Raw genomic sequence first — 14269 nt, forward strand, 5'->3', positions numbered from 1 at the left:
GAAACAGGGACACCCGACCGAACGGGTCCCGCCAGCGAGCGGGACCGGCTCTCCGGTAGGTGCCAGGGAGGACCAGAGCATGACCGTCACCGAGACCACCACGACTTCTGCTGAGGCGGAGACGATTCCGGCCGGCGCCGAGGCGCCCGTCGACAGCGCCGCCGAGCTGCTGAACGCGATGGCCGCGATGCCGGCCGGTCACCCGTCCCGCGCGGCTCTGCGCGACCGGGCGATCGAGGCCTGGCTCCCGCTGGCCCGTCACCTCGCCCACCGCTACTCCGGCCGCGGCGAGCCCACCGACGACCTCGTGCAGACCGCCAACGTCGGCCTGATCAAGGCGATCGACAAGTTCGACCCCGAGCGCGGCGTCGACTTCGCCGGCTACGCGATCCCGACCATCATCGGCGAGATCAAGCGCCACTTCCGCGACCGCACCTGGTCGGTCCGCGTGCCGCGCCGCCTGCAGGAGCTGCGCCTGGCCATCACCGAGGCCAACAGCACCCTGACCCACAGCCTGGGCCGCTCCCCGACAGTCGCCGACGTCGCCGCCCACCTGGGCGTCACCGAGGAAGACGTCCTGGAAGGCCTCGAAGGCGCCCGCGCCTACAACGCCACCTCACTGTCGACCCCGATCTCGGCCGACGGCACCACCGAGCTGGGTGACACCCTCGGCGGCGAGGACAACGAGTTCGAACTGGCCGAGACCCGCGTCGCCCTAGGCCCGGCCCTGGCCACCCTCGACGAGCGCGAGCAGAAGATCCTCACGCTGCGCTTCTACGGCAACCTGACCCAGTCGCAGATCGCCGACCAGGTCGGCATCTCCCAGATGCACGTCTCCCGCCTGCTCACCAAGGCCCTGAGCAAGCTGCGCGCGCAGCTGTCGGCCGACGCGCTCTGAGTTTCACCGACTTTCGTGGCCGGCCCGGTTCGGGCCGGCCACGAATTTTTTATGCCAGGGGTGTGAGCGGCCCGTAGCCGGTGCCGATCCGGATGGCGGGGCGCAGCGTCGTGCCCGCGCCCGGCAGCAGGATCAGCGCGCCGGTCGACTTCTGCACCGCGGCCAGGTCGGGGAAGCCGTCCCGGTCGAAGTCGCCGATCGAGATCACATCGCGCAGGCCGCTCGCGTCGGCGCCCAGCGGCATCTGCCGGACGAAACCGTTCTTACGCCCGGTGATCAGGTAGAGCTTGCCGTCGGCGAGCCGGGCCACCAGATCGGGCCAGCCGTCCCGGTTGAAATCGCCGGCGCCGGTCAGCTCCGTCTTGTCGCCGAAACCGGCACCCACCTGCTTGGCGCCACTCAGCTTGGCGCCCGCCTGCCCGGCGTACAGGAAAAGGTTGTTGCCCTGGGAAACCGCCAGGATGTCCGGGTAGCCGTCGCCGGTGAGGTCGCCGATCGTGGTGATGTCGCGCAGCACCTGCCAGCCGCTGCCGACCTTTTTGCGCGTGCCCAGGCCCGAGCCCGTGCCGGGGTAGAACCACAGGTCGCCGTTGCTCTGCCGGGCCAGGACGTCCTCGCGGCCGTCCCGGTTGAGGTCGAAGCGGACCAGAGCGTTCATCGCGGCGAAGCCGCTGCCGATCGTGCGCCGGGCCGCGAAGTCGACGCTGCCGCCGTTGCCCGGGAACATCGAGACGTAACCGGTGGCCGAGCGGGCGATCACGTCGGGCCAGCCGCTGAGGTTGAAGTCGGCGCCGCGCGTCTTGGCCAGCGGGGCGTAGTCGACGTAGTTGCTGTCGATGTTGATCGTGACGCCGCCCCACGTCTCCTTGTGGCCGCCGCGATATTGCTTCATGCGGCGGTGACCGGGCCACGCCGAGGCCGGGATCTGCGGGTCGGTCAGCGTGGCGACCTGGTCCCAGCGGGCGAAGTCGACGAAGTCGGGACGGGCGTAGCCGGGGGCCGAGTAGCTCGCCACCTGGTCGGCGATGCCCGAGCTGACGCTGCTGTAGAAGCCGCTGAAATATCCCCCGTCGTGCAGCCGGGACGTCCAGCCGTTCATGAAGCCGAGCACGCCGGCCCGGCAGGCGGCGTCGTTCGTGCGGTACGCCTCCATGTCGTAGATGATCACGGAGTCGCGGGCCAGGCCCAGCGCGGCCGCCTTGGCGATCGCGTCCGCGGCGGCGGCCCGGCCCTGCGCGCCGGCCTGCGCGTTGTTGATCAGGTTGCGGCCGCTGCCGACCGTGGTGCACGAGGCCTGGAGGCCGACGTAGAGCGGAAGCAGCTTCCAGCCGGCCTGCACCTGCTCCTTCACCCAGGCCGCGGTGAGCTGCGGCTGGGCGCACCCGCGGTTGACGCCGCCGATGTAGATGCCGATCGCCTTGAACGGCGACGACTTGCGCCACGCCTTCATGGCGGCGCTGGTCGGAGCGGTGCACGCGTCGAAGGCGTACCCCTTGAAGGTTCCAGGTTGGACTGTGGCGAATGTGGCGGCGTCGGCCCGCGTCAACGCGAACGACGACAACCCCACCACCACGGCGGCGATCACACCGCCGGCGAGCAACTTGCGGCGCGCACGCATGAGAACCTTCACGGCGTAGGAGCCAAGCAAAGAGCGGCGTGAATGCGCCAGGCCCGAACGGGTGGTCTTTCGTGCCACTCATTCACAGACGGGCACAGGAACGCCCTATCGCACGGAAAGTCACCGAGCCGACCTTTGGGGTCATGAAGCGAGTGGTCGACATCCTCATCCAGGCAACCATCGCCACTCTGTGCGTTGCGCCACCTGAACCCCGGCTACCGTAGATAAGCGATGCCTCCTTCAGCCGACCTTCCGGGATTCCTGCACGGCGTCGCTCCGTACCTCGACCGGTGGGGCTACCTCGCCGTCGCGGGCTCGATCGGAGTGGAAAGCTTCGGAGTCCCCGCACCCGGGCAGACCATCATGGTCGCCGCGGCGATCTACGCCGGCGCCGGCCGGCTCAACATCTTCGGCGTGGCCGCGATCGCCTTCATCGCGGCCGTGCTCGGCGACAACGTCGGCTACTGGATCGGCGTCAAGGGCGGTCGCAAGGCCGCCCTGCGCTGGGGGAAATACGTCTTCCTGACACCGGAGCGGCTGGCCCGGGCCGAGGGCTTCTTCGCCCGGCGGGGCGGGCGCATCGTCGTGGTGGCCCGCTTCATCGACGGCCTGCGCCAGTTCAACGGCGTGATCGCCGGCATCACCGCGATGCCGTGGAAGCAGTTCCTGCTCTACAACGCGATCGGCGCGGCGCTGTGGGTCGGTTTCTGGACGACAGTGGCGTACGTCTTCGGCACCCACCTCATCGAAATCATGGATCACGCACTTCGGTACAAATGGTGGGCAATAGGGATCATCACGGTCGCTGTTGTGTCGTACGTAACGCTTCACGTGCGTCACATTCGTCGTCGCAGGGCTCGCGCGGCCGAAGTTGTCGAGCAATCCTCGTAACTTTGACTTCGCCTTGATGTCGTCCACCGTCAATCCGGGGGTACGGCCATAGGTGAGACGAAAGGAGACCCCTCGTGAGCCAGAATCAGCTCGACCGCCGACGCGACGCGTCCGGAGCCGCGCACGAAGCCGCGGAGCGCGCCAAGACCACAGTCACCGAGCTCGAGAACCGCCTGCGCACGAACGCCGACCTGACCCAGCGCCAGAAGCAGGCGCTGCGCAACGCCGAGGCCGAGGCCCGCCGGCTCAAGCGCTCGCTGAAGACGCAGGAGCGCGACAAGGCCCGCCTGGAGAAGGCACACAAGAAGGCCGCCGCGAAGGCCGACAAGGCAGCTTCCCGCGCCACTTCGCTGGAGGAGAAGTACAGCAAGGCCGTCCTGGCCGACCTGATCACCCGCGAGAAGGCCCGGGACCGCGCCGCCGCCAAGCCCTCCTCCGAGCCGGCCACCGCGAAGGCCGCGCCCGCCGCCCCGGCCACGTCAGCCGCGTCCGCCACCCCGGCCACTTCGGCCGCGTCGGCCACTCCGGCCGCCTCCGCCGCTTCGGCCCCGGCCGCTGCCACCAAGGCCGCGCCCGCCACCGCGAAGGTCGCCGCCGCCAAGGCCACACCCGCGGCCCCGGCGTCTTCCGCCGCGAGCACCCCGGCCGAGGACACGGCCGCCGACGAGGGCGCCTCCACCGCCCGCGCGACCGCCGCCCGCACCACGGCCCGCAAGGCCGCGACCGCCGCCTCCACCCGGACGACCCCCGCTCGCCGTGCCGCCACGCCGCGGAAGGCCGCCACCCCGGCCCCCGAGGTCCCGGCCACGACGACGGCCCGAAAGACCGCCGCCCGCAAGACCGCGTCCCGCTCAGCCTGATCGCGCTCGCGCGCCCCGCCTCCTCGTAGGCGGGGCGCGGGACAATCACGCTTTTGCACCTTTTCGGTGAGATTAGTCCTTTTGGTGGCCAGGTTCGCCCGGTTTGACGGGCCGAACTCGGCCGGACGAAAGGGCCGACAAGCGATAATTCGGGCATGCGATCTAGTTGGTTCGGCGCTGCCCTCGTCGCCGTGTCGACGGCGGCCGTCGCCCTCATTGCCAATCCGCTGCCCGCGCACGCGCCCCTCGCCGCCCCGCCCGAAGCGCTCGCCGCCACAGCTCATAACGCGATCGAGGGCAAAGTAAGGGGTGATGGGGCCCTCGCCGGCACGCCGGGCAAGGTGGGGGGTGATCGGGCGCTCGCCAACGCACCGGACAAGGTGACGGGAGGTGGGGCGGCTGCTGGCGCCGAAGTGCCCGCTGGACGGGCTCCCGCCGCTGCGCCTACGCCGGGGGTGGGGGCCACGGGTGTGGTGGTGGCTCGGTATGCGTTCAACGGGCGGGCCGGCTCGATCATCGATGAGTCGGGGCGTGGGCACACGCTCCGGGTGATCTCGGGGCACGGCGGGGCCGTGCGCCGGGTCGTACATGGGCAAGGGTCGGCTCTGGCCTTTCCCGGGCGATGCCTGGCCCGGGTCTGCCCTCATGTCGCCCTGCAGACCGCCACCTCCTCGGCCGATCTCAATCCGGGCACGCGCAACATCGCGTTCGGGGCCGAGGTCATGCTGACCCCGGGGCAGACCAGCAAGGGGCAGAACGTCGTGCAGAAGGGCTACTCGACCACCAGCAGCCAGTGGAAGCTGCAGATCGACGGTGCCGCCGGGCGGCCCAGCTGCGTGCTCGTCGACGACAAGCGGCCGCCGATCCGGATGGCCACCAGCTCGGTCAGCGTGGCCGACGGTCAGTGGCACTCGGTCGAGTGCCGCCGGGTCGCCACCACCCTCTTCGTGCTGGTCAACGGATATCTGCGTGGGCGCACCACGATTCCGGCCAAGCTGTCGGTCACCAACAACCGGCCGATGAGCATCGGCGGCAAGGGCGCCTACGCCGACAACGACCAGTTCAACGGCGCCCTGGACAACGTCTGGGTGCAAATAGGCTGACCGCCCATGGAGCTCTCCCTGGACCTGCTGCGCACCTTCCTGGCCGTCTATCGGGCCGGGTCGGTCACCGCGGGCGCCCGGCGGCTGTCGCTGTCCCAGCCGACCGTGACCGCGCAGCTCCGGGCCCTGGAGACCGCGCTCGGCAAGCCGCTGTTCACCCGCCTGCCGCGCGGCGTCGCGCCCACCCCGGCCGCCGAGCTGCTGGCCCGGCGGGTCAGTGAGCCCCTCGACAAGCTGGCCGGGCTCGTGGTCGACGAGGTCGGTGAGGAGGTGCACCTCGGCGGGCCGACCGAGTTCCTCACCGCCGTGGTGCTTCCGGCGGCGGGGCCGCTCGTCGCCCGAGGGCTCCAGCTGCGGGTCACTTTCGGCCTGCCCGCCGAGCTCACGGCCCGGCTGCGCGACGGCTCCATCGACCTGGCCCTGCTCAGCGTGCGGCCGCGCGGGGCCGGCCTGCGCGTCGAGCCGCTCTGCGACGAGGAGTTCCTGCTGGTCGGCGCGCCCGAGGTGGCGGGGCGTGATCTCAAGACGGTGCCGCTCGTGGCGTACGCCGAAGACCTTCCGATCGTCCGCCGTTACTGGCAGACCGAGTTCGGCGCCCGGCCGTCGCGGGAGGCAGCCGTCGTCGTGCCCAATCTGCACGCCGTGCTCGCCACCGTGATCGCCGGTGGCGGATACAGCGTGCTGCCCGAATATCTGTGCGCGGCCGATCTCGCGGCCGGACGCCTCGTACGGCTGCACGAGCCCGCGGTCGTCCCGCTCAACACCGTCTACCTCGCCGAGCGGGCCGGTGAACCGCCGTCGCCGGCCCGCGAGCGCCTGGCCGCCGTCATCCGGTCGGCGGCGCGGCGAGACCCGAGCTGACCGCACCGAGCAGGTCGCCCTTGGCCGTGTCACCGGACAGCTCCCAGGCGAAGGCCCCGCCCAGTCGCTTGCTCCGGGCGTACTCAATCTTGGTCTTGATGGTCTCCGGCGTGTCGTAGGACCACCACTGCGTGCCGCAGAGCGCGTAGGCCGTGTCGGCGATCGTGCCGGTCGGCGGGCAGCGCTGGGCCAGGATCTTGTAGTCCTCGAGGCCCTTCTCGTACTTGCCGGGCGCCGGTCCGGACGCCTCGCCGCCCGGCTCGGCCTGGGTGACCCCGTCCCAGCCGCGACCGTAGAAGCCGAGGCCGAGGAGCACCTTCTCCGAGGGGACGCCGAGCGCGAGCAGCTCGTCGACGGTGGCCGTCGCCGTGGACGACTCGCGAGGAATGCCGGGGTAGGCGGTCAGCGGCGAATGGGGCGCCGTCCTGGGGGTCTTCTGAGCGTCGTCGCCGCCGGCGCCGAAGTAGTCGTACGTCATCGCGTTGAGCCAGTTCGCCGTGCCGGAAACGGTCTTGTAGTCGGTGGCCCGCAGCTTGGAGACGTCGGCCGGGACCGCCGCGGTGATCAGCGCGTCCGGCCCGAACGCCGAGCGCAGCGCCGTGATCATCTTGGGCAGCGCGTCGGGGCCGCTCTTGTCGCACTGCAGGCCACAGGCGTTCGGATATTCCCAGTCGATGTCGATGCCGTCGAAGACGCCGGACCAGCGCTGGTCGGTGACCAGCTTCTGACAGGACTCGGCGAACGCCTCGGGGTCGCGGGCCGCCTCGGTGAAGCCGGCCGAGCCGGTCCAGCCGCCGAACGACCACAGCACCCGCAGGTTGGGGTGCTGCTGCTTGAGCTCGCGGAGCCGGCCGAAGTTGCCCTGAAGACCGGAGGCGCCGGCCGAGATCGGCTTCTGATAGTCGGCCCAGGCGTCGGCGACGGCGCACCGGCCCTTGTCGACCTTGCCGAAGGCGTAGTTGAGGTGGGTCAGGCGGGCCGCGGCGCCGGTGGTGACCAGATCTTCGACCTGGAAGTCGCGGCCGTAGGTGCCCCACCCGGCGAAGTAGCCGACGACCTTCGGCGTCGGCGGGGCAGGCTCTTCGTCCGGCCCGCCACAAGCGGACAAGGCGGTGATCATGAGCATGATCAAGACTATTCGGGCGCGCACCGCTCCGAAGCTATCTGTAGGGGGCAAACAAACCCCAAGTGATCACACTAACGAGGAGCCGATGATTCGGCGGAAGCTGTGACATCGTTTTCCCGTGGCCATCAGCCTGCACGAGCCTCCGTCCGCCCCGGCCGCCCGCGACTGGCGCGCCGATCTGCGCGCGCTGCTCAGCTGGCGCCGGGTCCTCAACCGTCTGCGCGCCGTCCTGCGCAGCGCCCTGGTCACTTTCGTCGTGCTGACCGTCACGCTCTGGCTGATGCCGGGCGTGAACAGCAACGACATCGTCGACACGCTCGGCCTGGTGCTGGTGGTGGCCGGCGTCGGCGCCGTGCTGCGCCCGCTGCTGCTGGTCGGCATCGTGGCCCTCGGCGGCTGGGGGGCCATGCTGCTCGGCATCCTGGCCCAGATCACCGTCATCGTGGTCGCCCTCGAGATCGACCCGGCCAACCGGATCAGCGGCCTGCCCTCGCTGGTGCTCACCGCCATCCTGGCCATCGTCTTCGCCGCGATCGTCGACTGGATGCTGGACAGCGGCTCCGACGACACCTTCGTCCGGGAGTCCAAGCGGCTCATGCGCGGGGTGCGGCGCCGCCAGGCCCGGCTCGCGGGCGGCCCGTTCATCACCCTGCGCCGCCCCCGGACCGGCACCGACCCGGGCCTGCTGATGATCCAGTTCGACGGCCTCTCCGAGCCGGTACTGCGCTGGGCCGTGCGGGCCGGCAACCTGCCCACCCTCGGCCACTGGCTGCGCTCGGGCAGCCACCGGATGCGCGGCTGGCACACCGGGCTGCCGTCGACCACCCCGGCGTCGCAGGCCGGCATCCTGCACGGCGCGACCCGGCAGGTGCCGGCGTTCCGCTGGTTCGAGAAGGACACCGGCAAGCTGATGGTCACCAACCGCCCGCGCGACGCGGCCGTGATCGAGCCGCGGCTCAGCGACGGCCGCGGCCTGCTGCGCGACGGCGGGGTCAGCATCGGCAACGCGTTCAGCGGCGACGCCGCGGTCAGCCTGCTCACGGTCAGCCACGCGGCGCTGCCGGGCCGGTCGGCGCGGGGCTGGGCGGCGTTCATGGCCTCGCCCTACGGCTTCACCCGGGCCCTGGTCCTGGGCGTCGGTGAGGTGATCACCGAGCTGCACCAGGCCCGCCTCCAGCGCCGCCGCAACCTCCAGCCCCGGGTGAGCCGCTCCGGCTCCTTCCTGGCCCTGCGACCGGCCTCGATGCTGCTGCGCGACGTGAACGTGTCGCTGATCGCCGAGCAGATGGCCCGGGGCGCCCCGGCCGTCTACTGCGACCTGGTCGACTACGACGAGGTGGCGCACCACGCGGGCCCGGCCCGCCCCGAGTCGATGCGCCAGCTGGAGAGCCTCGACCGGATGCTAGGCGTGCTCGAGCGGCTCGCCCCCGAGGCCGCCCGCCGCTATCACCTGGTCGTCCTCTCCGATCACGGGCAGAGCCAGGGCGCCACCTTCAAGCAGCGCTACGGCGAGACCCTGGACGAGGTGGTCGAGCGTTTCTCGGCGCCCGATCCGGCCGACGCGCCGTCCACGCCGGCCGAGGAGGAGGCGACCAAGGAGCCCGACTTCCCGGAGCCGCCGGTGGCGCCGCTGCTGGTCGTCTCGTCGGGCAACCTGGCCCTGCTCTACCTGACCAAGTTCACCGAGCGGCTCGACCGCGAGCAGATCGAGCGCGTCTACCCGCGTCTGATCAACGGCCTGGTCGCCCACCCGGGCATCGGACTGGTGATCGTCCGCGACGCCGACGGCCCGGTCGTGCTCGGCACCTCGGGCACCCACCGGCTCGGCGACGGCAGCGTCGAGGGCATCGACCCCTTGCTGCCGTACGGGCCGCACGCCGCGCGTGATCTGCTCCGCCACCAGGAGGCCGCCCACGTGGGCGACCTGGTGCTGATCAGCTCGGTCGACCCGGTCACCGAGGAGGTGGCGGCGTTCGAGGAGCTGGTCGGCTCGCACGGCGGCCTGGGCGGATGGCAGACCGACGCGGTGCTGGTCCACCCGGCCCGCTGGCCGATCACCCAGCCCGAGCTGGACGGCCCGGACGCCATCCACCGCCAGCTCGTCGAGTGGCTGTCCATGCTGGGCCTGCGCACGCAGACGCTGGCCGCCGACGACGAGCAGCACGAGCTCTTGAAGGCGGAGGCCCCGAGCCTTTCCGGCACCCACGACGGTTAGCACTTTGTGCCTTTCCTCCCCTTCCTCACTGCCATGCTCGTCGGGGCGCTGCCCGCCCCGGTAACACCACGGACCGCGCCGACCTTCAACGGCGGGGTGTACGCGATCGCCCACCGCGGCGACACGGTCTACGTCGGCGGCGCGTTCACCAGCGCGACCTCCGGAGGGAAGACCTACAAACGGCTGCGGCTGGCCGCCTTCGACGCGCGCAGCGGCGACCTGCTCGACTGGGCGCCACCCGCGGACGGCACGGTCCGCGCGCTGGCCGCCACCACCGACAGCGTCTACGCGGCCGGCGACTTCCACGAGGTCGGCGGCGAGGACCGGGACTCGCTGGCCAAGCTCAACCCGTCGAGCGGCGCCGTCTCGTCGTTCGCCCACGAGATCACCGGCACGGCGTACGCGCTCGGCACCGCCGGCAACCGCCTCTATCTGGGCGGCAGCTTCACCGCGGTCGACGACGAGCGGCGCGGCAACCTGGCCGCCTTCGACCTCGCCACCGGACGGCTGGACACCCACTGGCGGCCGCTCACCGACGACACCGTGCACGCGCTCACGGTGGCCGGCCCCAAGGTCTATCTGGGCGGCGGCTTCCACATCGTCAACGGCGTCAAGGGCACGCTGCGCCTGGCCGCCGTCAACAGCGTCAGCGGCGCCGTCGACCCGGTCTTCCGGCCCCGGGTGCCGGCCGAGGTCCGGGCGATCGCCGTCGACTCCTCGGGCGTGCAGGTCGCCACGGCCGGGGTGGGCGGGCGAGCCCTTTCGTACGCCACCAACGGCGCCCTGCGCTGGCAACGCGTCTTCGATGGTGACGCGGCCGCCATCGCCTCGGCCGGCGGCATCACCTACGTCGGCGGCCACTTCGACGCCATCTGCCGAACCGAACGTAACGGCGCCAAGGGCGGCTGCGTCGACGGTTCCACGCCGCGCCTCAAACTGGCCGCGCTCACCGCCACCGGCACGCTCACGAGCTGGGCGCCCCAGGCCAACGGCGTCATCGGCGTACGCGTCCTGACCGTGCACAAGGGCAGGGTCGAGGCCGGCGGCGACTTCACGACGATCGACGGCCGCGACCGCCGGCGATTCGCCGCTTTCTAGGTCCTTTTCAGGTCAGGCGTTTCCCGGCCCGCTGGGCGAGCTTCCAGTAGCGGGTCGGTGTCAGCCTCGCCAGCACGTCCGCGGCCCGCGCCACACCACCGATCACCAGGCGCGGGCGGCGGCGCTGGATGGCGGTCAGGATCTGCCGGGCCGCCTCCTCGGCCGGCATGGTCAGCGCCCGCTCCTCGAACTTCTCGGCCTGCGCGGCCTGCTCACCGCCCGGGTCGCCACCGCTGAGCCGGGCGCTGGCCGCGATGCTGGTCTTGATGCCGCCCGGGTGCACCACGGTCACGCCGACACCCTGGGGCTCCAGCTCGTTGCGCAGGGCGTCGGTGAAGCCGCGGACCGCGAACTTGCTCGTCACGTACGCCACCTGGCCCGCCGGGGCGATCAGCCCGAAGAGGCTGGACACGTTCACCACGTGCGATGCGGGCCGGGACAGCAACTGCGGCAGGAAAGCCTTCGTCATCCGTACGACCGCATGGAGGTTGATCTCCAGAAGCCAGTCGAAATCGGCCATGCTGTTCTGCTCGAACGTCCCCATCAAGGTCACGCCGGCGTTGTTGATCAGCAGATCGACCCCGCCATGCCGCGAGGCGACCTCGGCCGCCAGGCCCAGCCGGTCACCGCCGTCGCTGAGATCGATCTCGTACGTCGACACGTCCGGCGACCCGAGCTCGCGGGCCAGGTCGGCCACCCGGGCCATGCCCTCCCCGTCCCGGTCGACGAGCACCAGCACCGCTCGCCGGCGGGCCAGCTCATGCGTGAGGGCCGCACCGATCCCGCTCGCCGCCCCGGTCACCACGCAGGTCCGCCCCGCGAACGCGAAGGGCCGCATCAGACGTCACGCCGATCACTCATCGGGTCATTATCGGCCCACGGGTCCGTAGGCTGCTGACCATGACAGCGCCCCGCTCCGTCGCTCCCACGGTCGAATCGCAGGCCGTGCTCGCGCCGCTCACCGACGCGGCGATCTTCATGGTGATGACCGTCCGGCCCGGCGGCGAGCAGGCGGTCCGCGACCTGCTCGAGGACGTGAGCGCGCTCCAGCGCACGGTCGGCTTCCGGCTTCCGGCGGCGGGGCTGTCGTGTGTCACCGGCATCGGCTCCGAGCTGTGGGACCGGCTGTTCCCGGCCGGCCCGCGCCCGGCCCAGCTGCACAAGTTCCGCTCCTGGAAGGGCCCAGAGCACGTAGCCCCCTCCACCCCCGGCGACCTGCTGTTCCACCTGCGGGCCGGGCAGATGGACGTGTGCTTCGAGATGGCCGCCAAGATCGCCCAGCGGCTGGCCGGCGTGGCCGACGTGGTCGACGAGACGCACGGCTTCAAATACTTCGACGAGCGCGACCTGCTCGGCTTCGTCGACGGCACCGAGAACCCGGCCGGTGCCACCGCCTCGCGGGCCGTGCTGGTCGGCGACGAGGATCCGGAGTTCGCCGGCGGCAGCTACGTCATGGTGCAGAAGTACGTCCACGACCTGACCGCGTGGAACGCGCTGAAGGTGGAGGAGCAGGAGGCGGCGATCGGCCGCACCAAGCTCGACAACGTCGAGATCGAGGAGAAGGCGCCGAACTCGCACGTCGCCCTCAACACGGTCGACGACCCGGACGGCAACGAGCTGAAGATCCTGCGCGACAACATGCCGTTCGGCTCGATCAAGGAGGGCGTGTTCGGCACGTACTACATCGCGTACGCGTCCACTCCCGACGTTCCCGAGTTGATGCTGCGCCGGATGTTCCTGGGCGAGCCGTACGGGACGTACGACCGGATCCTGGATTTCTCGACCGCGATGACCGGTTCGCTGTTCTACGTGCCGACCGCCGACTTCCTGGACGATCTACCTTCTTAGGAACCTCGCGAGATCGGCAAGGCTTTCCAGACGTACGTCTCCGTCAAGCCCCCGCAGCGCCGCCGTGTGCGCGCCCGCAGCCCGCGCGGCCTGTAGCCCCACCTCGGCGTCCTCGACGACGAGACACGCGCCCGGATCGACACCGAGCAACTCGGCGGCGCGGCGATAGCCCTCCGGATCGGGCTTGCCGGCGGCGATGTCGTCGGTGGTCACGAGCACCGGAGCGACGATGCCGGCGGCACCCAGCCGGGCCTTGGCCAGGCGCGTATCGGCGCTGGTCACGACGGCCCACGGCAGGTTCCGCGCCTCGAGCACGGCGAGCGCCTCGAACGCGCCCGGCGTGGCGGTGACGTCGCTGAGGTCGTCGTACTGAAGCTCCAGCTGCCGGGCCGAGGCGGCCAGGATCGCCGCCTCTTCCAGGTGCGGCAGGAGCTTACGGACGGTGCTTTCGCTGGGTGCGCCATGCGCCATCTCGTACGCCTCATGGCCGTCGACGCCGTACTCGGCGGCCCAGGAAAGCCAGGAACGCTCGACCGCCCCGTCGGAGGCGACGAGGGTGCCGTCCATGTCGAAGAGGACCGCGCGAATATCGTCCGGGTTGATACCGGGCACCTAAAACCTCCACAGGCCGTACATAGTCACGCCGGTCAAAGTCCCTGGTAGCGCACGAGCGAACCGAGGGAGAACCGAGACGATGACCGTTCACGACCATTCCACCCGTTCGTCCGCCGAGCCACCACTGAACTGGCCGCCGGTCAGCACCCCCGATGATCACACGGACTTCGCCGGCCCCACAGCGTCCTACCCCACAACCACCGACTCAGGCCCCGGCTACGGGGCCGCCGCGTCGGCGCACGCTTCCCCGGCTGCCCCGCCTTCGTACAACTCCCCGGCCGTGCACGGCTCCTTGCCCGCGCATGCCGAAGGCGGCCCCACTTCCACCTGGACCCCGGTGAACGACGCCGGCGGCGCGCCACCCACCTGGACCCCGCCCGAGAACAACGGTGGCGGCGGCGACCGTCCCGGAGGCGGCCGCAAAAACGCCAAGCTGGCAGCGGCCGGCGCGCTGGTGGCGGTGGCCGTGGCCAGCGCCGGCATCACCGCCGGAGTGATGGCCGCGACCGGAAGCGACAGCTCCGCCTCAGCACAGGGCGGCCCGGGCGGCGGCCAGTTCCCCGGCGGCGGAGGCATGAACGGCGGCGGCACGATGGGCGGAGGCACGGGCGCCTCGACGGCCCTGCACGGCGAGTACGTGGTCTCCGACGGCAACGGCGGCTACACCACGCAGGTCACCCAGACCGGCACGGTATCGGCCGTCAGCAGCAGCTCGATGACCGTCAAGAGCACCGACGGCTACAGCCAGACCTACGTGATCACCACCTCGACCACGGTCGACAACGGCGCCGACCAGATCTCCTCGGTAGCAACCGGCCACACCGTGCGCGTGATAGCCACCAGCGCCGACTCGAAGGCCACCGCCACGTCGATCACCGACACCAACCTGGCCTCGACCCAGCAAGGCACCCAGGGCGGCACTCAGCAGGGCGGCACTCAGCAGGGCGGCCAGGCGCCGAGCGGCATGCAGGGCGGTCAGCAGGGCGGCCTGCCCGGCGGCGGTCAAATGCAGCAGGGCCAGGCCCCAGGCGGAACCGGAACCGGAACCGGAACGGCTGCCAACAGCGGAACCGCAACCGGCACCTGATCAACGGCCCGCCCTCCCCAGGGGGAGCCGCCCGACACCATTATCTCGG

Annotated in this window: 13 protein-coding genes; 9 read left to right on the forward strand and 4 right to left on the reverse strand. The window is 71.2% G+C overall.

What is annotated here, in order from left to right; genetic code table 11:
* Window positions 1-79: 79 nt before the first annotated feature.
* Window positions 80-898, forward strand: a complete 819-nt coding sequence (locus tag ACFY36_RS25940; protein WP_499748527.1) for an RNA polymerase sigma factor SigF — start codon at window positions 80-82, stop codon at window positions 896-898.
* A 49-nt stretch (window positions 899-947) separates the two neighbouring features.
* Here ACFY36_RS25940 and ACFY36_RS25945 read toward each other — a convergent pair whose 3' ends face one another.
* A complete protein-coding gene (locus tag ACFY36_RS25945) occupies window positions 948-2516 on the reverse strand; it encodes a glycoside hydrolase domain-containing protein (protein ID WP_499748528.1) in 1569 nt (522 codons plus the stop codon).
* Window positions 2517-2747: 231 nt separating this feature from the next.
* On the opposite strand from ACFY36_RS25945, the gene ACFY36_RS25950 reads away from it, so the two are divergent.
* The 4 genes from ACFY36_RS25950 to ACFY36_RS25965 all read left to right on the forward strand — a co-directional run bounded on the left by ACFY36_RS25950 (window position 2748) and on the right by ACFY36_RS25965 (window position 6231).
* Window positions 2748-3407 carry a DedA family protein gene (locus ACFY36_RS25950; RefSeq protein ID WP_499748529.1) on the forward strand — a complete coding sequence of 220 codons (660 nt, stop codon included), beginning with the start codon at window positions 2748-2750 and terminating at the stop codon, window positions 3405-3407.
* Window positions 3408-3481: 74 nt separating this feature from the next.
* Window positions 3482-4267 carry a hypothetical protein gene (locus tag ACFY36_RS25955; protein ID WP_499748530.1) on the forward strand — a complete coding sequence of 262 codons (786 nt, stop codon included), beginning with the start codon at window positions 3482-3484 and terminating at the stop codon, window positions 4265-4267.
* Window positions 4268-4743: 476 nt separating this feature from the next.
* The gene (locus ACFY36_RS25960) at window positions 4744-5370 is read left to right on the forward strand and encodes a LamG-like jellyroll fold domain-containing protein (RefSeq protein WP_499748531.1); all 627 of its coding nucleotides are present in this window, start codon (window positions 4744-4746) and stop codon (window positions 5368-5370) included.
* A gap of 6 nt (window positions 5371-5376) precedes the next feature.
* Window positions 5377-6231, forward strand: coding sequence for a LysR family transcriptional regulator (locus ACFY36_RS25965; protein ID WP_499748532.1), 855 nt, complete (start codon window positions 5377-5379; stop codon window positions 6229-6231).
* Here ACFY36_RS25965 and ACFY36_RS25970 read toward each other — a convergent pair.
* Window positions 6197-7357: a glycoside hydrolase family 18 protein gene (locus tag ACFY36_RS25970; protein ID WP_499748533.1), complete on the reverse strand. Its 1161-nt coding sequence runs from the start codon at window positions 7355-7357 to the stop codon at window positions 6197-6199. The genes ACFY36_RS25965 and ACFY36_RS25970 overlap by 35 nt on opposite strands.
* A gap of 118 nt (window positions 7358-7475) precedes the next feature.
* Here ACFY36_RS25970 and ACFY36_RS25975 point away from each other — a divergent pair, with 118 nt between their 5' ends.
* Both ACFY36_RS25975 and ACFY36_RS25980 read left to right on the forward strand, forming a co-directional pair.
* On the forward strand, window positions 7476-9572 hold the full coding sequence (locus ACFY36_RS25975; protein WP_499748534.1) for an alkaline phosphatase family protein: 2097 nt from the start codon (window positions 7476-7478) through the stop codon (window positions 9570-9572).
* Window positions 9573-9578: 6 nt separating this feature from the next.
* A complete protein-coding gene (locus tag ACFY36_RS25980) occupies window positions 9579-10670 on the forward strand; it encodes an NHL repeat-containing protein (protein ID WP_499748535.1) in 1092 nt (363 codons plus the stop codon).
* Between the two features lie 7 nt (window positions 10671-10677).
* On the opposite strand, the gene ACFY36_RS25985 is transcribed toward ACFY36_RS25980, so the two are convergent.
* Window positions 10678-11508, reverse strand: coding sequence for an SDR family NAD(P)-dependent oxidoreductase (locus tag ACFY36_RS25985; protein WP_499748536.1), 831 nt, complete (start codon window positions 11506-11508; stop codon window positions 10678-10680).
* A 62-nt stretch (window positions 11509-11570) separates the two neighbouring features.
* On the opposite strand from ACFY36_RS25985, the gene ACFY36_RS25990 reads away from it, so the two are divergent.
* Window positions 11571-12518: a Dyp-type peroxidase gene (locus ACFY36_RS25990; RefSeq protein WP_499748537.1), complete on the forward strand. Its 948-nt coding sequence runs from the start codon at window positions 11571-11573 to the stop codon at window positions 12516-12518.
* Here ACFY36_RS25990 and ACFY36_RS25995 read toward each other — a convergent pair.
* Window positions 12507-13130, reverse strand: a complete 624-nt coding sequence (locus tag ACFY36_RS25995; protein ID WP_499748538.1) for an HAD-IA family hydrolase — start codon at window positions 13128-13130, stop codon at window positions 12507-12509. The genes ACFY36_RS25990 and ACFY36_RS25995 overlap by 12 nt on opposite strands.
* Before the next feature lie 82 nt (window positions 13131-13212).
* On the opposite strand from ACFY36_RS25995, the gene ACFY36_RS26000 reads away from it, so the two are divergent.
* Window positions 13213-14220: a hypothetical protein gene (locus ACFY36_RS26000; protein WP_499748539.1), complete on the forward strand. Its 1008-nt coding sequence runs from the start codon at window positions 13213-13215 to the stop codon at window positions 14218-14220.
* Window positions 14221-14269: the final 49 nt, after the last annotated feature.

The organism is Actinoplanes sp. NPDC000266 (genome assembly GCF_042899005.1).
Taxonomy (GTDB): Bacteria; Actinomycetota; Actinomycetes; order Mycobacteriales; family Micromonosporaceae; genus Actinoplanes.